29 protein-coding genes are annotated in these 26,598 nt (G+C 71.6%); 21 read left to right on the top strand and 8 right to left on the bottom strand.

Annotated elements, in window-relative coordinates; genetic code table 11:
• The first annotated feature begins 32 nt into the window (after positions 1 to 32).
• A complete protein-coding gene (locus tag MTE01_RS13045; protein ID WP_170210700.1) occupies positions 33 to 689 on the top strand; it encodes a type 1 periplasmic-binding domain-containing protein in 657 nt (218 codons plus the stop codon).
• Here MTE01_RS13045 and MTE01_RS13040 read toward each other — a convergent pair.
• Positions 686 to 994 carry an LPXTG cell wall anchor domain-containing protein gene (locus MTE01_RS13040; RefSeq protein WP_103207669.1) on the bottom strand — a complete coding sequence of 103 codons (309 nt, stop codon included), beginning with the start codon at positions 992 to 994 and terminating at the stop codon, positions 686 to 688. The two genes, MTE01_RS13045 and MTE01_RS13040, sit on opposite strands and share 4 nt — an antisense overlap.
• A 129-nt stretch (positions 995 to 1,123) precedes the next feature.
• Here MTE01_RS13040 and MTE01_RS13035 point away from each other — a divergent pair, with 129 nt between their 5' ends.
• The 3 genes from MTE01_RS13035 to MTE01_RS13025 all read left to right on the top strand — a co-directional run bounded on the left by MTE01_RS13035 (position 1,124) and on the right by MTE01_RS13025 (position 3,991).
• Positions 1,124 to 1,924 (top strand): ABC transporter ATP-binding protein, encoded by an 801-nt coding sequence (locus tag MTE01_RS13035; RefSeq protein WP_141377968.1) that lies wholly within the window; start codon positions 1,124 to 1,126, stop codon positions 1,922 to 1,924.
• Positions 1,921 to 3,249: an FtsX-like permease family protein gene (locus tag MTE01_RS13030; RefSeq protein WP_141377966.1), complete on the top strand. Its 1,329-nt coding sequence runs from the start codon at positions 1,921 to 1,923 to the stop codon at positions 3,247 to 3,249. Before MTE01_RS13035 ends, MTE01_RS13030 begins: the two co-directional genes overlap by 4 nt.
• A 334-nt stretch (positions 3,250 to 3,583) precedes the next feature.
• A complete protein-coding gene (locus MTE01_RS13025) occupies positions 3,584 to 3,991 on the top strand; it encodes an NUDIX hydrolase (protein WP_103207663.1) in 408 nt (135 codons plus the stop codon).
• Positions 3,992 to 4,153: 162 nt separating this feature from the next.
• On the opposite strand, the gene MTE01_RS13020 is transcribed toward MTE01_RS13025, so the two are convergent.
• The 3 genes from MTE01_RS13020 to MTE01_RS13015 form a co-directional block, all read right to left on the bottom strand.
• Positions 4,154 to 5,641, bottom strand: coding sequence for an SDR family NAD(P)-dependent oxidoreductase (locus MTE01_RS13020; RefSeq protein ID WP_174799696.1), 1,488 nt, complete (start codon positions 5,639 to 5,641; stop codon positions 4,154 to 4,156).
• A gap of 178 nt (positions 5,642 to 5,819) precedes the next feature.
• Positions 5,820 to 5,966 (bottom strand): hypothetical protein, encoded by a 147-nt coding sequence (locus tag MTE01_RS17115; protein WP_170210699.1) that lies wholly within the window; start codon positions 5,964 to 5,966, stop codon positions 5,820 to 5,822.
• 9 nt (positions 5,967 to 5,975) lie between these two features.
• Complete coding sequence (locus MTE01_RS13015) at positions 5,976 to 7,175, bottom strand: acyltransferase family protein (RefSeq protein ID WP_141377963.1); 1,200 nt, start codon at positions 7,173 to 7,175, stop codon at positions 5,976 to 5,978.
• Positions 7,176 to 7,396: 221 nt separating this feature from the next.
• Here MTE01_RS13015 and MTE01_RS13010 point away from each other — a divergent pair, with 221 nt between their 5' ends.
• The 3 genes from MTE01_RS13010 to MTE01_RS13000 all read left to right on the top strand — a co-directional run bounded on the left by MTE01_RS13010 (position 7,397) and on the right by MTE01_RS13000 (position 10,642).
• Positions 7,397 to 7,786 carry a hypothetical protein gene (locus MTE01_RS13010; protein WP_141377962.1) on the top strand — a complete coding sequence of 130 codons (390 nt, stop codon included), beginning with the start codon at positions 7,397 to 7,399 and terminating at the stop codon, positions 7,784 to 7,786.
• Between the two features lie 103 nt (positions 7,787 to 7,889).
• A complete protein-coding gene (locus MTE01_RS13005; RefSeq protein WP_141377960.1) occupies positions 7,890 to 9,725 on the top strand; it encodes an AMP-dependent synthetase/ligase in 1,836 nt (611 codons plus the stop codon).
• The gene (locus MTE01_RS13000; RefSeq protein ID WP_103207654.1) at positions 9,722 to 10,642 is read left to right on the top strand and encodes a DUF1295 domain-containing protein; all 921 of its coding nucleotides are present in this window, start codon (positions 9,722 to 9,724) and stop codon (positions 10,640 to 10,642) included. Before MTE01_RS13005 ends, MTE01_RS13000 begins: the two co-directional genes overlap by 4 nt.
• 12 nt (positions 10,643 to 10,654) lie before the next feature.
• Here MTE01_RS13000 and MTE01_RS12995 read toward each other — a convergent pair whose 3' ends face one another.
• The gene (locus MTE01_RS12995) at positions 10,655 to 11,317 is read right to left on the bottom strand and encodes an arsenate reductase/protein-tyrosine-phosphatase family protein (RefSeq protein ID WP_141377958.1); all 663 of its coding nucleotides are present in this window, start codon (positions 11,315 to 11,317) and stop codon (positions 10,655 to 10,657) included.
• Positions 11,318 to 11,455: 138 nt separating this feature from the next.
• Here MTE01_RS12995 and MTE01_RS12990 point away from each other — a divergent pair, with 138 nt between their 5' ends.
• A complete protein-coding gene (locus MTE01_RS12990) occupies positions 11,456 to 11,719 on the top strand; it encodes a DUF6458 family protein (protein WP_141377955.1) in 264 nt (87 codons plus the stop codon).
• A 53-nt stretch (positions 11,720 to 11,772) separates the two neighbouring features.
• Positions 11,773 to 12,789 carry a serine/threonine-protein kinase gene (locus tag MTE01_RS12985; RefSeq protein WP_141377953.1) on the top strand — a complete coding sequence of 339 codons (1,017 nt, stop codon included), beginning with the start codon at positions 11,773 to 11,775 and terminating at the stop codon, positions 12,787 to 12,789.
• 7 nt (positions 12,790 to 12,796) lie between these two features.
• Here the strand turns inward: MTE01_RS12985 and MTE01_RS12980 are convergent, their stop codons facing one another.
• Positions 12,797 to 13,456, bottom strand: a complete 660-nt coding sequence (locus MTE01_RS12980; protein WP_141377951.1) for a HEAT repeat domain-containing protein — start codon at positions 13,454 to 13,456, stop codon at positions 12,797 to 12,799.
• A 95-nt stretch (positions 13,457 to 13,551) separates the two neighbouring features.
• Between MTE01_RS12980 and MTE01_RS12975 the strand changes: the two genes are divergently transcribed.
• Positions 13,552 to 14,340 (top strand): hypothetical protein, encoded by a 789-nt coding sequence (locus MTE01_RS12975; RefSeq protein ID WP_141377949.1) that lies wholly within the window; start codon positions 13,552 to 13,554, stop codon positions 14,338 to 14,340.
• Positions 14,341 to 14,374: 34 nt separating this feature from the next.
• Here the strand turns inward: MTE01_RS12975 and MTE01_RS12970 are convergent, their stop codons facing one another.
• Entirely contained in the window at positions 14,375 to 14,902 is a 528-nt protein-coding gene (locus MTE01_RS12970) for a hypothetical protein (RefSeq protein WP_141377947.1), read from the bottom strand.
• 48 nt (positions 14,903 to 14,950) lie between these two features.
• Here MTE01_RS12970 and MTE01_RS12965 point away from each other — a divergent pair, with 48 nt between their 5' ends.
• The gene (locus tag MTE01_RS12965; protein ID WP_141377945.1) at positions 14,951 to 15,304 is read left to right on the top strand and encodes an SdpI family protein; all 354 of its coding nucleotides are present in this window, start codon (positions 14,951 to 14,953) and stop codon (positions 15,302 to 15,304) included.
• A 236-nt stretch (positions 15,305 to 15,540) separates the two neighbouring features.
• On the top strand, positions 15,541 to 16,476 hold the full coding sequence (locus MTE01_RS12960; RefSeq protein ID WP_141377943.1) for a nuclear transport factor 2 family protein: 936 nt from the start codon (positions 15,541 to 15,543) through the stop codon (positions 16,474 to 16,476).
• A gap of 67 nt (positions 16,477 to 16,543) precedes the next feature.
• Here MTE01_RS12960 and MTE01_RS12955 read toward each other — a convergent pair whose 3' ends face one another.
• A complete protein-coding gene (locus MTE01_RS12955) occupies positions 16,544 to 17,734 on the bottom strand; it encodes an ROK family transcriptional regulator (protein ID WP_246078310.1) in 1,191 nt (396 codons plus the stop codon).
• A 150-nt stretch (positions 17,735 to 17,884) separates the two neighbouring features.
• Here MTE01_RS12955 and MTE01_RS12950 point away from each other — a divergent pair, with 150 nt between their 5' ends.
• From MTE01_RS12950 to MTE01_RS12910, 9 genes are all read left to right on the top strand, one after another.
• Complete coding sequence (locus MTE01_RS12950; protein WP_103207626.1) at positions 17,885 to 18,655, top strand: amino acid ABC transporter ATP-binding protein; 771 nt, start codon at positions 17,885 to 17,887, stop codon at positions 18,653 to 18,655.
• Positions 18,656 to 18,716: 61 nt separating this feature from the next.
• Positions 18,717 to 19,670 (top strand): glutamate ABC transporter substrate-binding protein, encoded by a 954-nt coding sequence (locus MTE01_RS12945; protein WP_235556917.1) that lies wholly within the window; start codon positions 18,717 to 18,719, stop codon positions 19,668 to 19,670.
• Between the two features lie 79 nt (positions 19,671 to 19,749).
• Positions 19,750 to 20,394 carry an amino acid ABC transporter permease gene (locus MTE01_RS12940; protein WP_056224894.1) on the top strand — a complete coding sequence of 215 codons (645 nt, stop codon included), beginning with the start codon at positions 19,750 to 19,752 and terminating at the stop codon, positions 20,392 to 20,394.
• Entirely contained in the window at positions 20,391 to 21,257 is an 867-nt protein-coding gene (locus tag MTE01_RS12935; protein WP_141377941.1) for an amino acid ABC transporter permease, read from the top strand. The genes MTE01_RS12940 and MTE01_RS12935 overlap by 4 nt, the downstream gene beginning before the upstream one ends.
• A gap of 33 nt (positions 21,258 to 21,290) precedes the next feature.
• Positions 21,291 to 22,298 (top strand): asparaginase, encoded by a 1,008-nt coding sequence (locus MTE01_RS12930; protein ID WP_103207623.1) that lies wholly within the window; start codon positions 21,291 to 21,293, stop codon positions 22,296 to 22,298.
• The gene (locus tag MTE01_RS12925; RefSeq protein ID WP_246078309.1) at positions 22,295 to 24,055 is read left to right on the top strand and encodes a copper homeostasis protein CutC; all 1,761 of its coding nucleotides are present in this window, start codon (positions 22,295 to 22,297) and stop codon (positions 24,053 to 24,055) included. Before MTE01_RS12930 ends, MTE01_RS12925 begins: the two co-directional genes overlap by 4 nt.
• Positions 24,052 to 24,822 (top strand): glucosamine-6-phosphate deaminase, encoded by a 771-nt coding sequence (locus MTE01_RS12920; protein WP_103207619.1) that lies wholly within the window; start codon positions 24,052 to 24,054, stop codon positions 24,820 to 24,822. Before MTE01_RS12925 ends, MTE01_RS12920 begins: the two co-directional genes overlap by 4 nt.
• Positions 24,819 to 25,955, top strand: coding sequence for an N-acetylglucosamine-6-phosphate deacetylase (nagA, locus tag MTE01_RS12915; RefSeq protein ID WP_141377937.1), 1,137 nt, complete (start codon positions 24,819 to 24,821; stop codon positions 25,953 to 25,955). Before MTE01_RS12920 ends, nagA begins: the two co-directional genes overlap by 4 nt.
• Before the next feature lie 246 nt (positions 25,956 to 26,201).
• Positions 26,202 to 26,598: hypothetical protein (locus MTE01_RS12910; protein WP_141377934.1), on the top strand; the 397-nt coding region annotated here is incomplete at its 3' end.

The following is a 26,598-nucleotide window of genomic DNA, read 5'->3' as shown; positions in this document are numbered from 1 at the left end:
CGCGCGCCACCTGCGCCGTCCAGGGTGAGGGGGTGAAGCGAAAGGTCCTGGCCGCGATGGCGGCGGCGGCGATGGCGGCTGTGCTGTCGGGCTGCGCGAGCGACGAGGGATGGTCGGCGATGCGCCCCGCTCCCGCGGCGGTGGGGTCCCCCGCCCCGGGGTTCGCGCCGGCCACGGCCCCGGCGCCCGAGTCGACGCACACCCCCGCCCCCGGCTCGTGGAGCGGCGTGAGCGCCCCCGCCGGCTACCGCGTGGTGCTGCTGACCGTGGGCGACGACGCCCCCACCGCGACGCTCGTCGCCGCGGTGCGGGACTGGGCCGCCGAGACGCGCGCCGACCTGCGTGTCGTGCACGCCGACGACGACATGATCGACGGGGCCGTGCGCGCGATGGACCTCAATCCCGACCTCATCATCAGTGCGGGCGACGCGCTCGTCGACCCGCTCGCCACCGTGACGGCGAACCACCTCGACCGGCAGTTCCTCATCGTGGGTGCCGAGCTCGCCGAGCCGACCGAGAACGTCACGGCCGCCGACTGGACCGGTGCCGCCTACCGCGGAGAGGGCCTCGGCACCGCTGCCGCATACGACCCGGCGACGTTCACGCCCGAGCGCGCGGGGGCCGCGGTGCGCGCGGGGGTCGCGGCCGTGCTCACGGGGCTGCGGGGCGTCGTGCTCTGGATCGACTAGGCGCGACGACGACGTCGAGCGACACGCACGACCGCGCCGGTCGCCACGGCCGCGGCAGCCAGGGCGGCGCCCCACAGGGCCACCTCGACCCCCGTGGCGGGGAGCGTTCCGGCGCGCGGGGTGCCGGCATCCGGGACCGCGGCCGAGGTGGGCGTCGGCGAGGGAGAGGCCGGGGCGTCCGTTCGTGCGGGCACCTGCACCTGGATGACCATCGAGTCGTCGGTCGAATCGGCGCTGCCGGCAGCAAGGGGCACCCACAGGACGGATGCCACGAGCACGGCCGCCGTCACCTTCACGGAGATCACGACGCCGAGTCTGTCGGGTAAAGGTGAAAACGCGGCCACCGGAGAGTGAATGACAGATCGATCCCGAGGAGGACCCGGATACGCCCCACGGCGGACGATCACGCGGCGCTCGGTCGCTGAGATGGAATCATGACCTCCTCACCTGTGCTCACCGCCTCCGGCCTCGTCAAGCAGTACGGCGAGCTGCGCGCCCTCGACGGCGTCTCGCTCACGATCCGCGCCGGGGAGTCCGTCGCCGTGATGGGCGCCTCGGGCTCGGGCAAGACCACGTTGCTGCACTGCCTCGCGGCCGTCATCGCCCCCGACGCGGGCTCGATCGTCCTGAGCGCTCCCGGCGCCGCTCCGCGCGAGCTCGTCGGCCTGAGCGAGAGCGAACGCTCCCGCGTACGTCGCGAGGCGCTCGGATTCGTCTTCCAGGAGCACCTGCTGCTGCCCGAACTCACCGCCGTCGAGAACGCGGCGCTGCCCCTGCTGCTCACGGGCATGCGCCGACAGGATGCCGAGCGGCACGCCGCCGTCTGGCTCGCCGCCCTCGGTCTCGCGGGGATGGAGGGTCGTCGCATCGGTCAGCTCTCGGGCGGTCAGGCGCAGCGCGTCGCCATCGCCCGGGCACAGGTGACGGGGGCTCCCGTCGTGTTCGCCGACGAGCCCACCGGCGCCCTCGACTCGGCGACCTCGTCCGACGTGCTCGACGCCCTGCTTCTCGCCACGACCGGTCAGGGCCGCACTCTCGTCATGGTCACGCACGATGCCGACGTCGCCCGCCGGTGCTCGCGGATCGTGCGGGTGCGCGACGGTCGGATCGTCGGGGATTCGGTGATGGATGCCGCGGCATCGGTGTCACCGGCGAGCTCGGCACCGCGGTCCGCTGCGGTGCAGCCGGCCCCCGCGTCCGTACCGACCTCGACCTCGACGGAGGTGAACCGATGAGCACCGTCCTCCCCCTCGCGCGTCTGCTCTCGCGCCCCGCGCGCCAGGGCCGGGCGGCGATCGCCCTCCCCGTCGTCGCGTTCGCCGTCACCACCGCGCTGCTGCTCGTCGTCGCGGGCGGTGCGCGCATGTTCCTGGTGGATCCGCGAGCCGGGGCCGAGGGCGGGCTCTACGGCATCCTGGCCGTGCTCGCTCTGGTGCTGCTCGCCGTGCCCCTCGTCACCCTCGGCGCGGCGGCCGCGCGGCTGACGAGCCGGCGCCGCAACGATCGCCTCGCGACCCTCCGCCTGCTCGGCGCGAGCACGCGAGAGCTGTGGTCGCTGACCGTGTTCGAGGCGACCGCCATCGCCGCTGCGGGAGCAGCGACCGGAGTGCTGCTGTACGCCGTGCTCCTCCCGGCGGTCGGATTACTGCCGTTCTTCGGCGGACCGGTCGGCGTCGGTGCGGTGATCGTCGATCCGCTGCTGGGCGCGGGGGTGCTGGCATCCGTGGTGCTCATCGGCGCGGTGAGCGCCGCCGCGAGCCTGCGCAAGGTCGCCGTCACCCCGCTCGGCGTACGCACACGCAGCGAGGCCCCCGCGAAGAAGACGACGGCGTTCGTCGTCGGCGCGGTGCTCATCGCCGGGGTCGTGGCCCTCGTGGCGAACTTCGGCTCCCTGGCCCCGATGCTGGGGCCGGCCGTGACGACCGCCGTGCTGCTCGGCCTGTTCGCCGGAGCCCTCGCCCTGCTCAATCTCATCGGCGCGCCGATCGTGGCGGCCCGCGGGCGCACCATGGCCCGCCGCGCGCGATCGGCAGCCGCCCTCGTCGCGGGCCGAGAGCTCGCCGCCCACGCCGGACCCGCGTGGCGCCGGGTCTCGGGCATGGCGCTCGTGTCGTTCATCGCGGTCGTCGCCGGGTGCGGTCTCGCGATCGCCGACATCGCCGGTGAGGCCGGACCGCTCATGGCCGACATCCGCACGGGAGTGCTCGTGACCCTCGGCATCGCCTTTGTGCTGCTCGCGTGCGCGGTGGGGGTGACGCAGGCGGCGTCGGTGCTCGAGGAGCGCGAGCTGATCGTGGGCCTGGACCGCCTCGGCATCCCGGATGCCGAACTCCGCCGCGCCCGCCGCATCACCGTCATGGTGCCGCTGCGGTGGGCCGCCGTGGGAGGCGCAGCGCTCGGCCTGATGCTCGCGTTCCCGATCGTCGGGATCAGCCTGATCGTCGCCCCGCTGTCGGTGCTGACGATCGCGCTGACCTTCGCCGCGGGCTTCGCCCTGGTCGCCGCGGCCCTGGCCTCGACGCGGCCGATCGTGACCGGCATCCGTCGCGGCGCTCTCTGAGGCGCGGGCCCGTCGCCCGGCGCACGGCGCCGGGCGCACGGCGCCCGTCGAGTGTCGCCCGTCGAGTGTTGAGTGTCCAAAACACCCGGACGATTCCGCAAAACGTCCGGCTGTCTTGGACACTCAACGCCCACGCTCCCACGCCCACTCAACGTCCACGCCCCCAACGCCCACTCCCCCTCTCGAGTGTCCAAAACACCCGGACCATTCCGCAGAACGTCCGGGTTTCTTGGACACTCACGCCCACGCCCACGCCGACGCCGACTCAACGCCCACGCCCCCACGCCGCCTCCCCGCGCCGGGGAGGGCGGCTCCCGGGTGCTACCGTGCCGAGGTGATCCCGGATGCCACTCCCCCGCGCCGTATCCACGTCTCGGCCGCGGTCATCACCGACGCCGACGGACGCCTGCTGCTCGTGCGCAAGGCCGGCACGACGGCGTTCATGCAGCCCGGCGGCAAGCCCGAGGCCGGCGAGACGCCCGCCGAGACGCTCGCGCGGGAGCTGGCCGAAGAGGTCGGCCTGCGCGTCGACCCCGCGCTGCTCGAACCCCTCGGCTCGTACGCGGCGAGCGCGGCGAACGAACCGGGCTTCGAGGTCGTAGCCGAGGTCTTCCGCGTCGACATCGGCGACCAGAAGCCGGCCCCGGATGCCGAGATCGCCGAGCTCCGCTGGGTCACCGCCGCCACGGCATCCGGTCTCGAGATCGCGCCTCTCGCCCGCGAGTACTTCCTACCCGCCTGAGGCCCCTGCGCTTCGCGCCCCGAAACGCGCGTTGAGTGTCCACAACACCCGGACGGATCCGAAAATCGTCCGGGTGTTGTGGACACTCAACGGGCAGGGCGGGGCAGGGCCGGGCACGGCAGGCGCCAGGGCGGGACGAGCCGCGGCGACCCCCGCGGCGGCCTACCAGCTGCCCTTGCTGTAGTCCTTCAAGAAGATCCCGAACAGGTCTTCGCCGGCCTCGCCGCGCACGATCGGGTCGTACACGCGGGCGGCGCCGTCGACGAGGTCGAGCGGGGCGTGGAAGCCCTCCTCGGCCAGGCGCACCTTGGTGAAGTGGGGGCGCTCGTCGGTGATCCAGCCGGTGTCGACCGCGGTCATGAGGATGCCGTCCGACTCGAACATCTCGCGCGCGCTCGTGCGCGTCAGCATGTTCAGCGCGGCCTTGGCCATGTTGGTGTGCGGATGGCCGGGGCCCTTGTAGCCGCGGCCGAACACGCCCTCCATCGCCGACACGTTGACGATGTACTTGCGACGCGCGGTCGATGCGGCCATCGCGGGGCGCAGTCGGCTGACGAGCAGGAACGGCGCGGTCATGTTGGCGAGCTGCACCTCGAGCATCTCGAGGGGCTCGACCTGGTCGACGTGCTGCGTCCAGCTGTTGATGCGGTCCTCGTCGGGAACGAGTCCGCCCGCGTCGATCGCCGTGCCGGCGGCCAGACGCTCGAGCGACGACGAGCCCGCGGCCATCGCCTCGGCGGTCAATTCGTCGGCGGTGCGCGCGGCCGACGCGAGGATGGGGTGCGCCGACACCGACTGCGCGAGGGCGAGCGGGTGGGCGTCGTTCGTGTGGCCGAAGGTGACCAGTTCGGGCAGCGGTCCGTCGGGGAGCGGTGCGAGCTCGGCATCCACCAGGGGTTTGTACGCCCCCGGAGACCGCCGCACCGTTTGAGCTGCGTTGTTGATGAGGATGTCGAGAGGGCCTTCGGATGCCACCGACTCCGCCAACCCGATCACCTGGGCAGGGTCGCGCAGGTCGATGCCGACGACCTTGAGGCGGTGGATCCATTCGGCGCTGTCGGGCAGCGACGAGAAGCGACGCACGGCATCGCGCGGGAAGCGCGTGGTGATGGTGGTGTGAGCGCCGTCGCGCAGCAGCCGCAGCGCGATGTACATGCCGATCTTCGCGCGGCCGCCGGTGAGCAGGGCCCGCTTGCCGGTGAGGTCGGTGCGGGCGTCGCGCTTGGCGTGGCTCATGGCCGCGCAGTCGGGGCAGAGCTGGTGGTAGAACGCGTCGACCAGCGTGTAGTCCTGCTTGCAGATGTAGCAGGCGCGCGCCTTGATCAGCTCGCCCGCGAACGGCATCTCGGTGCGGGCCTGCAGCGGGATGCCGCGCGTCTCGTCGTCGATGCGGTCGGCGGCGCCCGTGGCGGTCGCGGCCACGACCGCGCGATCGGCCTCGGCGATGCGCTGACGCTTCTCTTTGCGCGACTGGCGCTTGACGTCTTTATAGAGCTTTCCGGTCTGGCGGCGCAGGGCGATGTACGCGGGATCTTCCGGGTCGAGCGACGAGGCGGCGTCGATGACGCGCAGCGCGATCTCGAGCTCGGTCGGATCGATGGATACCGCCCGCGCGGCATCGCGGTCGGGGTTCAGCTGTGTTTCGGGCACAGGGAAGTGTACCGAAGCGAATCTGGACGATCGGTGGGCCGGGCGTGTCGCGGCCCAGACCGCCGCGTCACGAGAACAGGCAATGCCACCAGAACCAGGACGACTCCCCGCGAAACGGCCTGTTCTCAGCGAATCGCCTGTTCTCGACGCAGGCCCTCGGGAGCGGTCGGGCGCCGCGTCAGCGCTGCCCGGACTCGACCCAGCGGGTGTGCGCCTTCAGCGCGTGCAGCACGGCCAGACGCACCGCGAAGTACAGCACCGCGCCGATCGCGACCAGGGCCACGCCCCAGGTGAGCAGAAGGATGAAGATATGCGCCCCGAACATCCCGCGAGCCTAACGGGCGGCGGGGGAACCGGCCGCCGAGGCGTGCGTCTCTCCCCCGACCGCAGCGCCCGTGCCCTCGGACACGTGCCGCGACCGGTCGTACCGCAGCAGCCACTTCTGCGCCGGGATCTCGACGGCCCGGTGCAGCACCCACGCGATCGCGAGCGCGATGGAGAAGGCGGCGAGCGCGAGCAGCAGCGCGTGCCGCCACGGCAGTTGCGGGTGGCCGTCGGGCCACGACGACGACACCGACGCGATCACGAGCAGGTGCACGAGGTAGAAGGCGAACGACACGCGTCCGAGCTCCTGCCAGAGCGGACGGGCGAGGAACGTCGACCCGCCGTGCGCGTCGGCCGCGGCGAGCGAGGCGACGAGCAGCGCGAACGACCCCACGGTCGCGGCGAGCCCCGGGTGGATGTCGGTGCCGGGGATCGGTGGCGCCTCCGACAGGGCGTAGCCCACGACGGCGAGGGGGAGCGTGTAGCGCAGCTTCCACGGCATCCAGGCTCCGCCCTTCAGGAGCAGCGCGAGGGTGACGCCCAGCACGAACTCGGGCAGGCGGAGCAGCGGAGTGGATGCCGCCGACATCGGCAACGGCGAGATCGCAGCGATCTGCGGGGCCAGGGCGACGAGCACGAGGGATGCCACGACCACGCCGCCCCGCGCGCGGTTCGAGAGGCGCACGAGCGGACGGATGAGGAACGGGAAGCTCAGGTAGAAGAACGCCTCGCACACGAGCGACCAGCTGGCGGGGTTTCCGGCCTGCCACCAGTCGGGCACCCAGCCGTTGACGAGGAGGACGTTCGCGACCAGGGGCGCCCGTCCCGCGGTCCGGATCTCGGGGACGAGGGTCGCCGCGGCGACCAGAGCCAGTCCCACGCCGACGAGATGCAGGGGGTAGATGCGGGCGAAGCGGTGCCAGTAGAACGACCCGGCGCTCTGCTGCGGCTTGTGGCCCCAGGCGAGCACGAAGCCCGAGAGGATGAAGAAGAGCGTCACGCCGGTCTTGCCGGCTTCGAAGACGAAGGCCCAGACGGTTCCGGCGGTGCCGCCGAAGTACTCGACCGCCATGAGGTGGTGACCGAAGATCAGCATTGCCGTCGCCCAGCGGAGCCCTGTCAGAGAGGGCAGGTGGCGCGCGGGGTTCGCGGGGTTCGCGGGGCGGGATGCCGTCGCCGGAGCCGTCACGCGAGGAGCGGGTGCCGTCAAGGTACTGATCGTCGTCGCCTCCGCGTCGTCTCGCTGGCCGGCGATCAGCGACCCGTGCGGGGCGCACGAGTCCACACCGACGCGAGAGAAAATACCGGTCGAGTGCCAAGAAAAGCCTGAAAGGCCCGGGGGTTGACGGCGACAGCCTCCCTTCTCCTGGACGAGGAGCGGACCCGGTGGATAGCCTGGCGACTCCGCGCCACGCAGGGGGAAGAGGGCAGATGGCCTCGCGTTCGATCGACCCGGTTCCGCCCGAGAAGCTCGCCCGCCGCGCGCAGGTTCTTGCGTTCGTGCTGGCGCCGATCTTCGCCGTCGTCGCGGTCATGTACCTGTGGATCGGTCTGGACGAGCCCACCCTCCTGGCGGGCGGGGTGACAGTCGGGCTGCTCAGCGTGCTGTGGCTGCTGGCCGCCGTTCGCCCGTCGCCGAACGTGCACCTCGCGGCCCTGGCGGTGGCAGGAGGCGGGGGCGTCATCGCCGCCGTGGTGGCGTTCGCTTCGATCTCGGCGACGAACGGCCTCTCGGTCACGTATCTGATCGGGGTGGTCATCAACATCGCCATCGGCTACTTCTTCGTGCGCCTGACCGTGCGGGCCCTCAGCGCCCCCTGAGCCCGCGCGCGGGAAGCCCCGACCGGCAATCCGAACCGAGCACGCCTCCGAAATGATCTCGGCGGTCCCCCACCCGAGGACCGCGCACTCGCCCGGAGGAATGATGTTCGAGACGCACACGCCCGCTTTGGCGCGCCTGGACGCGTTCACCAACGTGACCGATCTGCTCGTCCGCCGTGCGGAGGAAGCCCCCGATCACATCGCCTTCGAGGTGCCGACCGACAGCGGGTGGAAGCCGGTGACCACCGCGGCCTTCCTCGATGCCGTCCGCGCGCTCGCGAAGGGAATGGTCGGCGTCGGCCTGCAGCCCGGCGACACCGTGGCCATCATGGCGCCGACGCGCTACGAGTGGGCCGTCGCCGATCTCGCCACCTGGTTCGCCGGGGGCGTGGTCGTTCCCGTGTACGACTCGTCGTCGGCCTCGCAGGTCGATGCGATCGTGAGCGACGCCGGCGTGCGCCTCGCGGTCGCCGGAACCCGCGCGCACGCCGACCTCCTCAACGACGCACTCGCGCAGGCCGGGGACGAGACGCTCGGCACCTGGGCGATGGCGGGCGTCGAGAACGTCCCCTCGCTCGACGAGCTCAGCGCGCGGGGTGCCGATGTCTCCGAGGCCGAGCTCGAGAGCCGCCGCATCCGCGCCGGCCACGACGATCCGGCGACCATCGTCTACACCTCGGGAACGACCGGCGAGCCCAAGGGCGCCGTGCTCACGCACGCGAACTTCCTCGGTCAAGTGCTCAACATCGCCGCCGCGTACCGCGAAGTGGTGAACCCGCAGGGCAACACGATCATCTTCCTCCCGCTCGCCCATGTGCTCGCGCGCGGCCTGCAGCTCATCTGCATCGCGAGCGGCATGCGCATCGCGCACCTCTCCGAGCCGGCGCAGGTCGTGCCCGCCCTCGCCGTGCTGCACCCGACCTTCCTCGTGGCGGTTCCTCGCGTCCTGCAGAAGATCCAGTCGGCCGCGGGCGAGAAAGCCGCCGAGAAGCACCTCGGCCGGTTGTGGGCTCGCGCCGTCGCCACCGCGATCCTCGGCGGGCGGTTCGAAGAGTTCCGGGATGCCGGCCACCCGCGCCGCGCTCCCCTCGGCTTCCGGGTGCGAAAGGCCGTCTTCGACGCGCTTTTCTACGCGCGGCTCCGTTCCGTGATGGGTGGGCGGGTCGGGTACATCCTGTCGGGAGGGGCGACCCTCGATCGCGACCTGTCGCTGTTCTTCCGGGGCATCGGGGTCCCGGTCATCGAGGGCTACGGCCTCACCGAGACGACCGCGCCGCTGACCGGCAACCTGCCGGGGCGCATCGCCTCGGGCACAGTGGGACTCCCCCTTCCCGGATCGACCGTGCGCATCAGCCCGCAGGGAGAGGTGCTCGCCCGCGGTGTGGGCGTGTTCTCGGGGTACCGCGACCCCCGTCACGATGCCGATGCATTCGTGGACGGTTTCTTCCGCACGGGCGACCTCGGTCGCATCGACGACTCGGGGCGGGTCATCCTCGAGGGCCGCCTGAAAGACGTCATCGTCACCTCGAACGGCAAGACGGTGGTGCCCGCCCGCTGGGAGGGCGCGGTCGAGGCGAGTCCGCTCGTGCAGCACGCCGTCATGGTCGGCGAGGGCAAGCCTTACCTCTCGGCCCTGTTGATCCTCGATCCCGAGCAGTCGGCCGCCTGGGTGGCCGCGAACGGTTCTACGCTCGAGCCCGGCATTCCGGGCGCCGTGCGCGCGATCGACGACCCCCGCCTCACCGCCCACCTGCAGACCGCCGTCGACGCGGCGAATGCCCTCGTGTCGCGCAGTGAGCAGGTGCGCCGTTTCACCGTCGTGCTCGCCGACCTCGACGATCGCGAGCTCGTCACCCCGACTCTCAAGATCAAGCGCCGCGAGGTCCTGCACCGCGCCGCCGACACGATCGACACCCTGTACAGAGGAGCCGCATCATGACCGCACCCGTTCCCCCCACCTCGGAACGGTCCCCCGCGACCCGGAACCTCACGGCGCTCGTCGCCGTGGTAGTGGCCCTCGTCATCGGCGCGGGGCTCGCCGTCGCCGGAAGCTTCCGCGGTGCGCAGGTCGGTGGCATCCCGGTGTTCGCGATCGCTGTGACGGCGGCCTTCGTCATCCAGTTCGTCGTCTTCCTCCCCTCGGCCCTGCGCCGCACCGAGCGGTTCTTCGACCTGACCGGCAGCCTCACCTTCATCGCCGTCTCGATCGCCCTCGCCCTGCTCGCCCCCGCGCAGGACGCCCGCGGGTGGATCCTCGCCGCGATGGTCGTCGTGTGGGCCGCGCGCCTCGGTTCGTTCCTCTTCGCGCGTGTGCACCGGGCGGGTACCGACGGACGCTTCGACGAGATCAAGACGAACCCGCTGCGCTTCTTCCAGGTCTGGTGCATCCAGGGGCTCTGGGTGGCTCTCACCGCGTCGGCCGCCTGGATCGCCATGAGCGCGGATGCCGCCGACCGGGCGCCCCTCGACGGGTTCGCGGTTGCGGGGATCGTCGTGTGGCTCACCGGGATGGTGTTCGAGGTCGTCGCCGACCTCCAGAAGCAGGCTTTCCGCGCCGACCCCGCGAACAGGGGGGAGTTCATCCGCACGGGCCTGTGGTCGCGGTCCCGGCATCCCAACTACTTCGGCGAGATCCTCGTGTGGGTCGGTGTCTTCCTCGTCGCCGTGCCCGTGCTGCAGGGCTGGCAGTGGGTCGCCGTCCTGTCGCCGCTGTTCGTGGTGCTGTTGCTGACGCGGGTCAGCGGCATCCCTCTGCTCGAGAAGCGCGCCGACGAGCGCTGGGGCGACCGGTCCGACTACCTCGCCTACCGTGACCGCACTCCGGTGCTGATCCCGGCGCTGACCGCGCGGTCGTGAGGTGCCCGACGCTCACGCCGCGACGAGCTGCGCCGCAACCCGCGCGATCCGCGCACGCAGCTCCGAGACGGTGCGGTCGAACGCCTCCACGCTGCCGCTGTTCGCGGGGTCGCGGATCGACCAGTGCACGTCGTCGCGGCCCTTCATCTGCTCGTGCGCCTGGTCGCACACGCTGATCAAGAAGTCGCCGGGGCGCGCCACCTGGTCGAGCGCTCGGGGCCTGGCATCCGGGTCCAGAGAAATGCCGTGGCGGGTCGCTGCGTCGATCGTTCCGGGATTCACGCGATCGGCCGGGTGCATTCCCGCGGAGGCGGCGGGAATGCCGCTGTGGTCCGCCCAGATCGCCTGGGCGAGCTGAGATCGGGCGGAATTGGCGGTGCAGACGAAGACGACGCGACCGCCCACCGACGTGGGGTCGGCGGCGAGCGCCGAGAATGCGTCGGGGATCAGTTGCAGGTAGGTGCGGCGGCCGTCGAATTCGGAGCGCACCCGCCGCACGATTCCCCGTTCCTGCAGCACATTGGTGTGGAAGGCCACGAGGTTCGACTTCATTCCGAGGGCGGCCGCGATCTCGCTCGACGACATGTCTCCGACCGCCAGAAGGTCGACGATCCGCAGACGACCGCGGTCTCCGAGCGCCGCGAAAGCGTTCGCCCTGCGCTGAAGGTCGTCCATTATGCACCCCAAGAATGCGCCGCGCCATCGGTCGCAGCAAAGTCTTTTCACTCAGTAGCGTTTGAGCGATCGCGACCGGCACAGGTCCATGTCACCGGTCGCGATCACTAGACAATCACAGCAACGAGGGAGTTTCCCATGGGTATCGGCAGCGGCATCGCACTCTTCGTGATCGGTGCCATCCTGGCCTTCGCGGTCAACCTCGACCTCGGTGGCGTCGCGAATCTTCAGACCATCGGGTACATCCTGATGGCCGCGGGCGTCGTCGTCTTCGTGATCAGCCTGGTCTTCATGTTCCGTCGTCGCTCGGTCGAGTCCACGACCCGTTCCACGGTCGACCCGGCCAGCGGCCAGAGCGTCACCACCCGTCGCACCAGCGACAACGGCGACCCCCTCGTGTGACGACCCCGTCCGAGCTCCACCCGCACGGCGACCGGCCTCTCGACAAGGATCCGATGGGCACCCCCGACGCGACGCTCCCGTCGTTCGAGGGCGCCTTCGCGGGGCGTTACCGGCTGATCGAGCCCCTCGGCTCCGACCGCGAGGGCACCGTGTACCGGGCGCGCGACGACGTGCTCGCGCGCGATGTGGCGGTGAAGGTCTTTCCTCTCGACCCCGACGAGGTCACCCACCCCCGGCGGCGACTGGCGGCCGCGCGCATCCTCACCGCCCTCGATCACCCGTCGCTCGTGACGCTGTACGACGCGCACCTCACGCGCGAGGGGCATGGCTACCTGGTCATGGAGCTCATCCCGGGTCCGACCCTGCGCCAGCATCTCGACGACCACGGCGCGCTGGCTCCCGACGTCGCCGCGGGACTGCTCCAAGATGTGGCCGAGGGCCTCGCCGCGATCCACGAGGTCGGTATCGTCCACCAGCACCTCGAGTCCTCGAACGTGCTGTTGCGCCCCGAGCGCGCCGCGCCCCGCCCCTTCACCGCCGTCCTCGCGGACTTCGGCGTGACCCAGGTGCTCGGCGCCCGGCCCGCCACCGCGCAGACGCATCCGGATGCCGAATACCTCCCGCCCGAGCGACTGCACGGAGAGCCCGCGACCCCGGCATCCGACATCTACGCCCTGGGCTTGTTGGCGCAGGAGATGCTCACGGCCGAGGGTCCGTTGAGCGGCGGTGCGATGCAGGAGCTCGTGCTCGGCCCCCTGGACTACGACCCCGAGGTGCCGCAGGGCTTCGGCTACGGCTGGGAGGTGCTGCTCACGGCCATGACCGACCCGAATCCCGCGGGCCGTCCGACCGCCGGCGAGGTGGCCGATCTCGCGCGCGAGCTGCGGAGCGGGCCCGTGCCAGAGGATTCACCGGCCGTCGCCGCGGTCTCGGCGGACTCCACCGCCGTGGCCGCCGTCACCGCCGATGCCGAGCCGGTCACCGCGCTCCGCGCCGTGAAACAGGCGCGGGAGACGTCGGCGCGACGCCGTCGACCCCCGCTGTGGGCCTGGGTCACGCACTACCACTGAGCCGAGTTCAGTCCTCCGCGGGCAGCGCGCGCTGGGCCACGAGGCGCCGCGCCTCGACCGCGGCGGCGGCGAAGTCGGCATCCGGGTCGTCCATGATGATCGCGGTGGCCCGCGCGTGCGCGCTGACGACGTCGTACGGCGAGGCCGCGGCGCGTTCGACGGTGGGCTCGGCGCGCCAGCCGATCGCGGCGAACGCCCGGCTGAGGCTGCGCTGCGTGTCGTGGTCGCCCCGGCCGAACTGCGTCGACAGCTCGTCGGCGAGGCTTTCGCGCTGATCGTCGGGAACGAGACCGGATGCCGTCCGCCAGGCCGCCCGGGCCACCTCGGGGTGTCTGTCGCGCAGCACCGCCCGCGTGATCGCCGTGTAGGCGATCGGGTCGCCGATCTTCGACAGGGTGTGCAGGGCCTGGCTCCGCGCCTGGGGGATCTCGGACCCCACCTCGGGGAGCAGGGCGGGCACGGTGCGCGCGGGGTCGTGGCGCGTGAGCGCCCACGTCAGCATGTCGCGCACGAAGAAGTCGGATTCGACCGCGCACCGCGCCACGAGCACGTCGACGTAGCGATCATCGGGTCGCGTTCCCGCGGCGAGCGCGGCCTGCAGCCGGGCCGAGGCGTCGGAGTGCTCGAGGGCCGCGCGCAGCCGGTCGGCGGGTGTGGGGTCGGTCATGGTCGATCCCTCCTTCGGATCCAGCGTTTCACGGCCCGGGGCGGGGTGGGCCGTGCGGTGGTCCGCCCGGCCGCTGTCTTCCTAAAGTGGATGCCATGAGACGAACGTCGACGACGGCCCTCGGGCTCACTCTCGCCTCGGTCGGCCTTCTGCTGCTCGCTGCCTGCGCGCCGACCGGCGAACCCGGAACCGCTGACTCCCCCACCCCCACCGCGATCGCATCGCAGACACCGGCCGGCGTTCCCGCGGTCTCGTCTCCGCGCGAGTGCGACGACGTCGATCTCATCGCCGACGCGACGGTCACCGGCGATGCTCTCTCGGCGTGCGTGATCGCATACTCGCGCGCCGCGGGCAGCGGCCACCTGCACCTGCAGTCGGCCGATCTGACGGGCGAAGCCGACTTCGTCTTCGGCGACGCACCCGCGACCTCGGGATCGGTCACCGGCTCCGACGGCACGCACGACTTGGTGCTCACCTCCGACGAGGCGTGGGTGAGCTTCGACGGCGCGTGGGTGCGCGCCGACGCCACCAGCAGCGACTACCGCGCGGTCATCGCCGCCACGATCGGTGAGACGTACCGGGCGTTCGCCGATCCCTCGGCCGCCGCAGCGCTGCTCGCGGCCGCTCCCGGCTGGACGGTGCAACCCGATCAGGACACCGTCTCACTGCCCGACGGCACCGAGGTGCGCGCGTGGCGGGTGCACGCGAACGGCTCCTTCTCGGCATCCGGGGTCGACGTGAAAGACATGACCGTGTGGCTCGGCGAGGGGCACCGCGTCGTCGCCATCCAAGAGACGGGATCGTTCGGCGGTGTCGAGACCACCACGATGCAGCAGTTCACGGGGTGGGGCGAGCCCGTGAAGATCGAGGTCCCGAAGGGCTGACCGCGCTCGGCTTCCTCGGCACGGCCCGCCGTGCTCAGTCGACGCGCGTGAACCGCCAGCTCTTGCCGTTCTCACCGCACTCGAGCATGCGCGGGCTGTTCCAGTCGGGGTCGCGCAGCACGGAGCCGCCCTTGCCCGCGCGCAGGATGAGCGACGAATCGTCGAACTGCACCCGGATCCCCCACTCGCCGACGACCTCCCAGGTGGCGGGACCGGTGTCGACGCCCGTCCCCGCGGGCGCGAAGCAGAGGTGCCGGCGGCCGTTGCGGTTCTGCCGCGCCTCGTCGCGGTCCTGACGCGTCACGTCTCCGCGCGGGGCGTCGACGACCTCCGCCGTACCGTCTCGCTGCAGCCGGATGCGCATCTCGCTCCCGGGCGCGGCTCCGTCCAAGGCCCCGCGCCACTCGACGGGAGCGACGGAATCGCGCACCGCGTGATCTTTGGCGCTGGTGAGACTCGCCCCCGCGACGACCGCGATGACGAGCACCACGATCGCCACCAGCAGGCCCCGGCGTTCCCGGAACACACGTGGAAGCCGCGGGGCGCGATCTGACGAGGACATCACGTGGAGCGTACGACGGCGAGCGTATGTCGGGCGTATCCTGCCGCCATGAGCACAGGGGCGATCATCCTCGCCGTCGTCGGTCTCGCTTTCATCCCCATCCTCGCCCTGTGCGGGCGCGGGGTCATCCCGAGGGGCTGGGGAGTCGGCATCCGGCTTCCCGCCATCCAGCAGAGCGACGCGGCGTGGCGGGCCGGGCACCGCGCCGCGGTGCCCCCCTATGCCGTGTTTGCTCTCGTGGCGGTCGGCGTCGCAGTCCTGCCGCTGGCGGTTCCGGCTCTGTCGGACGCCGATCCCGCCCTGACCGCGGTGGTCATCATCGCCGGACTCGTCGTGGGCGGCATCGTCGGCAGCCGCGCGGCCGAACGGGTGGCGTCGGACCGCGATCTGCGCGACGCCTGAGCGGCCGGCGGGCTTATGAATCCGCCCAGCGTCGACCGCCGTCGCCACGAATCCGACCTCGGGGTCAGTACCTAACGGTCAGGTGCGTACGTGTGCGCGCGACGGGATCTTGCGATCCTGCCGGTACTCCACGAGCCGCCGATCGCGTGCTCGTGTCTCCACCGGTCACCGTCGCCGAGAGGACCACGAGTCGACGGAACGGTGACTCGAAGATCCGCACTGCGTAGGAGAACACCATGCCCCCCTTCACCCCCCGAATCACCCGCGCGGCCACCCTGGTCGCCGGGGCGGCCATCGTCGCCGGACTCGTCGTCGCCGCACCCGCCGACGCCGCACCCACGACCGGATCGGCCGCGTCCACGGCCCCCTCCGGCGACCGGCAGAACGTCGGCGCCGAGGAGTTCAACGCCTGCCTCGTCCGCACGCTCTTCGCCACCACGTTCACCGATCCCGACAGCCCGTTCGCGCAGGCGATCGCGGGTCAGATCGTGGCTCCGGATGCCATCGCCCACGGCAGCGGAACGGCATCCGGACCTCAGGGGCTTCTCGCCCAGTTCGCGGCCGATCGGGAGCGCATTCCCGGGGCTCAGGCCGTGATCAAGCACCTCGCATCAGACGGAGACCTGGTCGCGGTGCACTGGCAGATCGCCCCCGACCCGAGTGATGAGCGCCGCGGCGACGCCGCCGTCGATCTGTTCCGCCTCCAGGACGGCAAGATCGTCGAACACTGGTCCCTCGACCAGGCGATTCCGACCGGCACCCCCGCCAGCGGCAACACGAACACGATGTTCAGCGACCTGTACCGCCCGTCGGAGCCCGCCCCGCCCCCGACCGAGCAGCAGGAGGAGGAGAACCGCGTCTTCGCCGTCTCGGCGTACGACACGCTGTTCCGCGACAAGGACGTGTCGATCCTCGACCGCGCGTTCGACCCCGCCTACCTGCAGCACAACTCGGTCGCCCCGAACGGCACCGCCGCGCTGAAGCAGTTCTTCTCGAGCGGCGTGCAGTTCCCGGCGCAGCAGTCGGTCATCTCGCTGTCCGACGGTGACATCGTCTGGACGTTCTCGCAGGCCGTCGGCGCCAAGCCCGACGACCCGCTGCTGGCGGCCGACCTGTTCCGCGTCGACGGCGGGTTGATCCGCGAGCACTGGGACGTGGTTCCGACCCGCTGAGGATCAGCAGGGGCGGTGGGCCCGCTGCGGGACGGGCCCACCGCCGCGCCCGAGCGGGCCCCGCGGGCTAGGCGCGAGCCGAGACCCGCAGGACCGAACGAGCGGATTCCGGCCCGAAGGCCGCGTCGAGGAACAGGCGCGCAGCCCCGAGGATGCCGCCCGTGCGCGGGTGGTGCGGCACGGCGACCTCGAGCTTCTCCGTCGCCATGGGCAGGCAGTCGGCCCACAGCTTCGACTTGATCGCGGCGATGAAGACGTCGGACGCGCTCAGTGAGCCGCCGACGACGAGACGGTCGGGGGTGAAGAAGTTGACGATCGTGGCGAGAACACCGCCGGTCATGCTCCCCGCTTCACGGAGCAGGCCGGTGGCGAGCGCGTCCCCGTTTCGGGCGAGATCGATCACCGTCTCGACGTCGGAGACGTCGCGTCCGGCCTCCTGGGCCGCGCGGGTGAGGGCCGACCCGCTCGCCACGGCGTCGAGGCAGCCGACGCGCCCGCACGAGCAGGGCACCGGCGCCGCACCGGGCACGGTGACGTGGCTGATGTCACCAGCGGCCCCGCTCCGGCCCGTGTAGAGCCGTCCGCCCGCGACGACCCCCGACCCGATCCCGGATCCGGCCTTGATGAACACCTGGTTGAGGGCCTCGGGATCGCCCCCGACGAGCTCGCCGACCGCCATGCAATTGGCGTCGTTGCTGGCGAGGGCCGGCACCCCGAGGACGTCGGACAGAAGGGCCGCGACGTCGACGTCGTGCCAGCCGGGCATGCGCGACGGCGCGACGAGCCGACCCGTCTCGGCCGACACCGGCCCGGGCAGCGCGATCGCCGCCCCCGTCACCGTGGGCGCGCCGTTCGCCGCCGCCAGCGCAGCGAGTTCTTCTGCGACGCGGCGGAGAACGGCATCCGGGCCCTCCGCCAGATCCAGCACGAGGTGCCGGTGGGCGAGGGAGGAGCCGGCGTAGTCGACCAGCCCGATCGTGCTGCGCTCGACCCCGAGGTCGACGCTGGCCACCGTGCCGAGGTCGCCGCGGACCGCGAGGCGCCGGGGTCGGCGACCGCCGCGTGAATCGTCGGTGCCGTCCTCGACGATCACGCCCGCCGCGATCAGCGGATCGACGCGCGCGGTCACGGTCGACGGCGACAGACCGGTGTAGGCGGCGAGCTCGGCTCGAGATCGCGCAGCGCCCGTGCGCAGCGGGGTCAGCACGGCGAGCGTCTGCGGGCTGTAGGTCGGCAGGGCCGCGTGGAGAGGCTTCACACCCATATCTTATTCCAAACTTGGAGTTTCTGTCTCGAATTATCTCTGTAACATGGCCTCGTTAGTTTGATTTCACCAAGGACGCGGAAATCACCTCCCGCGTCGGCTGTACCCGATATCGCGGCGAGTCCGCGGGAAGGATCCACCCCCGTGTCGACGCCCGCCTCCCCCGCAGCCCCCGCCTCCGCGCCCCTCGTCGCGGTCCGCGAGGTGCAGAAGCACTTCGGCGACCACCACGTGCTCAAGGACGTCGATCTCGACGTGGCTCGCGGCGAGGTCGTCGTCATCGTCGGCCCCTCGGGCTCGGGCAAGTCGACGCTGTGCCGCTGCCTCAACCGTCTCGAGACCATCACCTCGGGCACCATCACCATCGACGGCGTCCCGCTGCCGAGCGAGGGGCGCGGACTCGCCGACCTGCGCGCCGAAGTGGGCATGGTCTTCCAGTCCTTCAACCTCTTCGCACACCGCACGGTTCTCGACAACGTCGCCCTCGCCCCGCACATCGTCTCGAAGGTGCCGCTGAAGAAGGCGCGGGAAGAGGGCCTGGCCCTGCTCGACCGCGTCGGGATCGCCGACAAGGCCGACCGCTTCCCCGGCGAGCTCAGCGGCGGTCAGCAGCAGCGCGCCGCCATCGCCCGCGCGCTGGCGATGAAGCCCAAGCTCATGCTCTTCGACGAGCCGACCTCGGCCCTCGACCCCGAGATGGTCAGCGAGGTGCTCGACGTGATCACCTCGCTCGCCGAAGAGGGCATGACGATGGTCGTCGTCACGCACGAGATGGGCTTCGCCCGCCGCGCCGCCGACCGCGTGATCTTCATGGACGACGGACGCATCGTCGAAGACACCACCCCCGAGCGCTTCTTCACCCACGCCGAGAGCGACCGCGCCCGGGCGTTCCTGTCGAAGATCCTCGCCCACTGACATCCTCCCCGCCCCCGACGCGGCTCGTTCCGCACGCACCCGCAACCGAAAGGCAGTACCCGTGATCTCCTCTCGCTCGATCCTTCGCCGAGGCCTCGTCCTCTTGGCGTCCGCGGCCACGGTCGCGTCTCTCGCCGCGTGCTCGTCCGGCACCGCGGCCGTCCCGGGGTCCGACCCCAGCGCGTCGGCCAAGGCCAGCAGCCTCGAAGAGGTCTACGCGAACGCGCCCGTCGCCGACGCCGCGGCCCTCATCTCCGACTCGACGATGGCCAAGATCAAGGCGCGCGGCAAGCTCATCGTCGCCGAGGCCCTCGACGCCCCCCTGCTGTCGCAGCAGGACCCCACGAACCCCGAAGACGTGCAGGGCTTCGACGCCGACCTCGCCAAGATGCTCGCCATCTACATCCTCGGCGAGCCCAACGTCGAGATCGTCCCGCCGGCGTCCGAGACCCGCGAGGCCCTGCTCGCCAATGGCACCGTCGACGTCGTCTTCAACACGTACACGATCACCGAGAAGCGCGCCGAGCAGGTCGACTTCGCCGGCCCCTACCTCGAGTCGGGTCTGGCCGTCGCCGTCCGCAGTGACAACACCGACATCAACGGCATCGACGACCTGGGCGGCAAGACGGTCATCGTCGGCGCGAACACCCCCGCTGTCACGGCCGTGCCCGAGAAGCAGCCCACCGCGAACATCGTCAGCTTCGCCACCGACCCGCAGGCCCTCCAGGCCCTGACCCAGGGCCGCGGCGACGCGTACGTGCAGGACTTCACCTTGCTCGCGAGCCACGCCATCGACGACAAGAGCATCAAGGTCGTCGGGCAGCCCTTCACCAGTGAGGCGTACGGCATCGGTCTGAAGAAGGACGACGCGCAGTTCAAGTCGTTCATCAACGACTGGCTGAAGAAGATCCAGGACGACGGCTCGTGGGCCAAGATCTGGGACGCCACCCTGGGCTCGGCGGTCGAGTCGAGCGCTCCGACTCCCCCCGCGATCGGCAGCGTCCCCGGCTCCTGATCCCCTGACCGACCGGCGTCCGTTCCGCACATGACGGGCGCCGGTCTCCCCTCCCCTCTCACGCTCCTCTGAGGACCCCATGGACTTCTTCGCCTCGAGCGCCGGGCCGATCGCGCAAGCGCTCGGTACGACGATCCTGCTCGCCGTCTCGGCGGGCATCGGATCGATCGTGCTGGGCACGCTCGTCACCGCCGCGCGCATCAGCCCGGTGCCGGTGCTGCGCTGGGCCGCCTTCGCCTACGTGCAGTTCTTCGTCAACGTCCCGCTTCTGGTTCTCCTCGTGCTGGCGGTGTTCGCCCTGCCGGATGCCGGATTCCTGCTGCCCCTGACGCCGACGGCGATCATCGTGCTCACCCTCTACGAAGCGGCGTACGTCGCCGAGGCCGTCCGCAGCGGCGTGAACACCGTGAGCCGCGGCGAGATCGAGGCCAGCCGCGCGCTGGGGTTCTCGCTCGGCCAGACCCTGCGCGTGCTCGTCATCCCCCAGTCGCTGCGGGCCGCGATCCAGCCCATCGGCAACGTCATGATCGCCCTCACCATGAACACCGCCCTGGCCGCTGCGGTGGGCGTCGTCGAGCTGACGAGCGCCGCCAACAAGCTCAACCTCGTCGAGGCTCAGCCCATCCTGATCTTCACCGCGGCGGGGCTCATCTACATGGTGCTCGCGCTGGCGATCGGCCTCACCGCCGGCCGCCTCGAGAAGAAGTTGAGGATCCGCCGATGACCTCCCCCCTTTCGCTCTACGACGAGCCCGGGCCCCGTACTCGCCGCCGCATCCTCATCTGGTCGATCGTCAGCGCGGTCGTCATCCTGGGCCTCATCACCCTCGCCCTCGTGCAGTTCGCGTCGAAGGGCCAGCTCGACAGCGACCGGTGGTTGCCGTTCCTCGACATCGCGATCTGGGAGTACCTCGGCGTCGGCCTGCTCGGCACACTGCAGGCCGCGGCCCTGACCGCCGTGTTCGGATTCGTGCTCGGCCTGCTGCTCGCCCTCGGGCGTCTCAGCCGCGTCCGCTGGATCAGCTGGATCTGCACCGCCTACATCGAGATCGCCCGCACGGTCCCCGTGCTGCTGCTCATCTACCTGATGCTCTTCGGCCTCCCCCAGCTCGGCCTGAACTTCCCGGTGCTGTGGAAGCTCGTCATCCCGCTCACGATCGCCAACGCGGCCGCCTTCGCCGAGATCATCCGCGCGGGTGTCCTCGCCCTGCCCCGCGGGCAGACCGAAGCCGGTCTCAGCCTCGGTATGACCCGCTGGCAGGTCGACCGCAAGGTGGTCCTGCCCCAGGCGCTGCGCTTCGTCGCGCCCTCGCTCGTGGTCCAGCTGGTGAGCCTGCTCAAGGACACGTCGCTGGGCTACATCGTGGCGTTCACCGAGCTGCTGTACCGCGGGCAGGTGCTGTCGAGCTTCAACGGCCTGCTCATCCAGACCTTCGTGGTGGTGACCGTGATCTTCCTCGCGCTCAACGGCGGCCTCTCGGGCCTGGCCGCTCGCCTGCAGAAGCGACCGGGCCGCCGCCGCCTCGCGACCCCCGCCAAGGTCGCCCCGGCCGGCCTCACCACCCCGAACGCCCCTGTCGACCGCTGATCCGCCTTCGCCCCGGCATCGAAAGAACCACCCATGACGTCCCTTCCCCCTGTTCCCTCCCCCCTGGCCGACCTCGCCGTCGTCATCCGCTCGGGTGTCGTCGAGAGCCGCCACCTCGGCTCGATCGCCGCCCTGTCCGCCGACGGATCGGTGGCCTGGCAGACCGGGAGCGGCGAACAGATCCTGCCCCGTTCCACCGTTAAGCCCGTGCAGGCCCTCGCGTGCCTGCTCGCCGGGGCCGACATCGACGGAGCCGACCTCGCCATCGCCGCGGGCAGCCACACCGGCGAAGACGTGCACGTCGACGTCGTGCGCGATCTGCTCACCCGCGCGGGCCTCGACGAGAGCGCCCTCGGGTGCCCGGTCGACTGGCCCGAGGACGAGCCCACGCGCGAACGTCTCATCCGCGACGGCGAGCAGCGCTCGCGCGTGCGCATGAACTGCTCGGGCAAGCACGCCGCAATGCTGCTCGCCTGCGCGGTCAACGGGTGGGACACCGCGAGCTACCTCGACCCGTCGCACCCGCTGCAGCAGCTCGTGCGCTCGACGCTCGAACGCCTGTCGGGCGAGACGGTGGCGCACGAAGCCGTCGACGGGTGCGGGGCGCCCCTGTTCAGCGTCTCGCCCCTCGGCATCGCCCGCATCTTCCGCGCCCTCGTGACGGGCGCCCCCGGCACGCCGGAGCGGAGAGTGGCGGATGCCATGCGGTCGTACCCCCGCTTCGTCGGCGGCGACCACCACGCCAACACCGACGCCATGCTGCGCGTACCGGGGCTGCTGTCGAAGGGCGGCGCCGAGGGGGTGATCGGCATGGCGACGGCCGACGGGGCTGCGGTGTCGATGAAGATCCTCGACGGCAACCCCCGTGCGACGACGCTCGTCGCCCTCACCGTCCTCGAAGCCCTGGGCGCCGACATCTCGGGCGCGGGCGACCTCGTCGAGCTGCCGATCCTCGGCGGCGGGGTCCCGGTCGGCTCGGTCGAGGTGGGTCGCGACGTGCGGGAGTGGCTCGACGCCTCGGCAGCGAGCGCCGCACCGTGACGACCGCCGCAGACCCGGCATCCCTCACCGAGAAGTCCTCCACGCCCGCCCGCGCCCTCGTGGAGATCTGCGTCGACGACCTCGCAGGGGTGCTCGCCGCCGAGCGGGCGGGCGCCGATCGCGTCGAGCTGTGCGCAGACCTTCTCGAGGGGGGCACGACGCCCAGCCTCGGAATGATCGAGTCCGTCCTCGCGGCGGTGCGGAGCGTGGGTGTGCAGATCATGGTCCGCTCGCGCGGCGGCGACTTCGTCTACTCCGACGACGAGCTGCGCGTGATGCGGGCCGACGCCCGCGCCATCGCCGCCCTGGCGCGCACCAGTCGGGTGCCGGTGGGCATCGTCTTCGGCGCACTCACCGTCGACGGGCACGTCGACGAACAGGCACTCGAGGCGATCCGGACCGCCGCGGGAGGGGTGCCGATCACTTTCCATAAGGCTTTCGACGACACCGTCGACCTCTTCGACGCCTACGACACGCTCGCCCACCACGGCATCGCCCGCGTACTCACCTCCGGGGGAAAGGCCACGGCCGGCGAGGGGACCGATGTGCTCGCCGCGCTGCGCGCCCGGTCGGAGGGCACCCGGATGCCGACGGTCCTCGTCGGCGGCTCGGTCCGGGCCCACAACGTGACGGCGCTTCTCGACAGGACGGGGGCCCGCGAGGTGCACCTGCGCGCGCAGGTCGCCTCCGGTCGCGGGCACCTCGTCACCGACGAGTCGGTCATCCGCGACACGGTGCTCGCGGTGAGCGAGAGCGACCGCGCGTCGCACCCGGCCGTGATCGCCGTCGACATCGGCGGCACCTCGGCGAAGGGGGCGCTCGTCGACATCGACGGTCACGTGCTGAAGAGCTCGCGCATCGCAACCGGCGGTTCCGGTGCCGAGACGGTCACGCGCATCGCGGACCTGCTCACCGACCTCGTCGCGGGGGCTGAGGACCTCGGCCGCTCGGTCGTCGGTGCGGGCGTCGTGAGCCCCGGCCTGATCGACAGCGCCACCGGCACCGTCCGTTACGCCTCGACGCTCGGGTGGACCGACGTCCCTCTCGCCCGTCTCCTCTCCGAAGCCACCGGACTCCCCGTCGCGGTCGACCACGACGTGCGCGCCGCGGGTGCGGCCGAGGGGGCCTACGGCGCCGCCGCCGGTTCGCGCAACGTCGTCTTCGCGGCGATCGGCACCGGGGTCGCGGCATCCCTCACCTCCGACGGACGGGCCGTCGAGGGGGCCATCTCGGGGGCCGGCGAGCTCGGTCACATCCCGGTGGTGCCCGGCGGCGAGCTCTGCGCGTGCGGTCAGCGCGGCTGCCTCGAGGTGTACTTCTCGGGCGCGGGCCTGGCTCGGCGGTACGCGGCGAGCGCCCCGCTGATCGACGGAGAGACTCCGGATGCCGCGTCGATCATCGCCCGCGTCGACACGGATCCCGTCGCCGCCCGCGTCTGGTCGGAGGGGCTCGACGCCCTGGCCACGGGGCTCGCGACCCTGACCCTGCTCGTCGACCCCGAGGTGATCGTGCTCGGCGGTGGCGTCGCGCAGGCCGGAGACGCGTTCATCGAGCCCCTGCGCGAACGGCTGACCGCGGCGCTCGCGTGGCGAGAAGCCCCCCGGTTGACGACCGCGGCCCTGGGCACGCACGCCGGCCGCATCGGCGCCGCGATGCTGGCCTTCGAGGCCGCGCAGCGACCCGAGGTCACCCGCTCGTGGACCGCACCTGTCATCCTGGCTGAGCCGACCACCCCCCGAACGGAGGCCCGCTCGTGACCGAGATCGCGATCGTGCAGGAACAGGCGGATGCCGGCCGCATCGCCGCCGACCTCATCGTCGCCGCGCTGAGTCGCCGCAGCGACCCGACGCTGGGACTCGCGACCGGCTCGACACCCCTGCCGGTGTGGGCGGCCCTGGCGGAGCGTTCCCTCGACCTCTCGGCCGTGCGGGGTTTCGCCCTCGACGAGTACGTGGGCCTGCCCGCCGGACACCCCGAGAGCTACCGCGCCGTGGTCGATCGCGACATCGTCGGCCCCCTCGGACTTGACCCGTCGCTCGTGCGCGTTCCGGGCGACGACGGGGGTCCGCTGGCCGAGGCCGGCGAGCGGTACGAGGCCGCGATCGCCGCGGCCGGCGGCATCGACCTGCAGATCCTGGGCATCGGCCGCACCGGGCACATCGGGTTCAACGAGCCGGGCTCGTCGCTCGCCTCGCGTACGCGCCTGAAGGCGCTGACGCCCGCGACCCGCGCCGACAACGCACGGTTCTTCGACAACATCGACGACGTCCCCACGCACTGCCTCACTCAGGGCATCGGTACGATCCTCGACGCGGGCGTGCTCGTGCTGCTCGCCTTCGGCGCGGCGAAGGCCCCCGCCGTCGCCGCGGCCGTCGAAGGGCCGCTGACCTCGTCGTGCCCGGCATCCGCGATCCAGCTGCACCGGCGGGCCGTGGTCATCGTCGATGAGGCGGCCGCCGCCCAGCTCGAGCACCGCGACTACTACCGCTTCGCCTGGGACCACCGCGAGATCGCCTCGGCATGACCGCCGACCTGCTGCTCACCGGCGCCCGGGTGGTCGACGCGCGGCGCGACCTGCCCGACGCGTGGGTGCGGGTGCACAACGGTCTGATCGCCGAGGTGGGCACCGGGCTCGCTCCGAGGGCGTCCGAGCGCATCGACCTGGGCGGGGCGACCCTGACCCCCGGCCTGATCGACTTGCACGTGCACGGGGGCGGCGGGCACGCTTTCGAAGACGGTACGGATGCCATTACCGCCGGGGTCGCCGCGCACCGCCGCCACGGTACGACGGCGACCCTCGTGAGCCTGGTCTCGTCTCCGCTCGATGTCCTGCGTCGGCAGCTCACTCGCGTCGCCGTCGCACGACGGTCCGATTCCGCGATTCTGGGCGTGCATCTCGAGGGCCCCTGCCTCTCGCCCGCCCGGCGCGGGGCGCACGACCCCGGCGCGCTCGCTCTCCCCGACGGACCCGTCCTCGACCTCGTGCGCGATGCCGAGCCCGGCCTCATCCGGCAGGTCACCCTTGCGCCCGAACTCCCCGGAGCTCTCGACGCGATCACGGAGCTCACCGCCCTCGGCATCCGCGTCGCGATCGGCCACACCGAGGCCGATTACGCCCTCACGCGCGAGGCGATCGCGCGTGGCGCCACCCTGCTCACCCACGCGCTCAATGCGATGCCCGCGATCGGCCACCGGCTGCCGGGTCCGGTGCCGGCCGCTCTCGAGGACGACCGCGTTACCCTCGAGCTCATCCTCGACGGCGTGCACGTTCACCCCGCGGTCGCCCGCATGCTGCTGTCCTCGGCGCCGCGCCGGGTGGCCCTGATCACGGATGCCATGGCCGCCGCCGCCCACGCCGATGGCGCGTACCGCCTGGGCGAGCTCGACGTTCACGTCGCGGACGGCCGCGCGTTGCTCGACGACGGCGTCACGATCGCGGGGTCGACGCTGACGCTGGATCGCGCGGTGCGCGCGGCCATCGTCGACCTGGGTCTTGCCGCGTCGGATGCCGTGGGAGCGGCGACGGCCGTTCCCGCGGCGGCGCTGGGCGACCCCGCGCGCGGGCTCCTCGAGCCGGGAATGCGCGCCGACCTCGTCGCGTGGGACGCGGACTGGCGCGTGCGGCGAGTCTGGGGTGGCGGGATCCGCGTCGAGTAGATGCGGCCCGCAAGACCTTTCCTGCGCACTTTTTCGCAAAGCGTCCAGCCGCGTGGAAACGGCGAGAAAAACGAAGATGTATCACAGAATTTGACTCTTCATCAGGCTTCTTTTCCCTTGTTAGCGTGACCGTGGAACGTCGCCTGCTCGCGGAGGAGCGTGCGTCGGTTCTCACGTCGAGTGCACCATTGCAACCACGTCGTTGCTCGCCCTTTGGCCCACTCTCTCAATGGAGAAGGTCAATACATGTCACGTCGCCCGTTCTGGCGGAAAGCACTGACCGTGCCCGCCGCCATCGCCCTTGCCCTCGGGGGTGTCGCGCTCACCGCCGCGCCCGCATCCGCCGCAGAGGCAGGCCTCACCGTCACCAGCCCGATCGACGGCTCGACCGTCGATTCGCGCACGGTGACCGTCCAAGGATCCGTCTTCGGCGGGTCCACCGTCATCGTGTACGACCAGAGCGGGAACAACGTTCTGGCGCGCTCCAACGTCGGCGGCTCCTTCGGTCAGCCCACGCCGTATTCGCTGACCCTGCCCGCTTACGCGGACGACGCCCCGGTCGCGCAGACCATCGTCGTCGGCGGCCTTTACGGGGGCAGCGGCATTCCGCAGCAGTCCGTGTCGTTCGCCCTGCCCGCGGCCG

The sequence above is a fragment of the Microbacterium testaceum genome (genome assembly GCF_006539145.1).
GTDB lineage: Bacteria > Actinomycetota > Actinomycetes > Actinomycetales > Microbacteriaceae > Microbacterium > Microbacterium testaceum.
The sequence above is the reverse complement of the archived record's forward strand: the minus strand, read 5'-3'. Positions and strand labels throughout refer to the sequence as shown.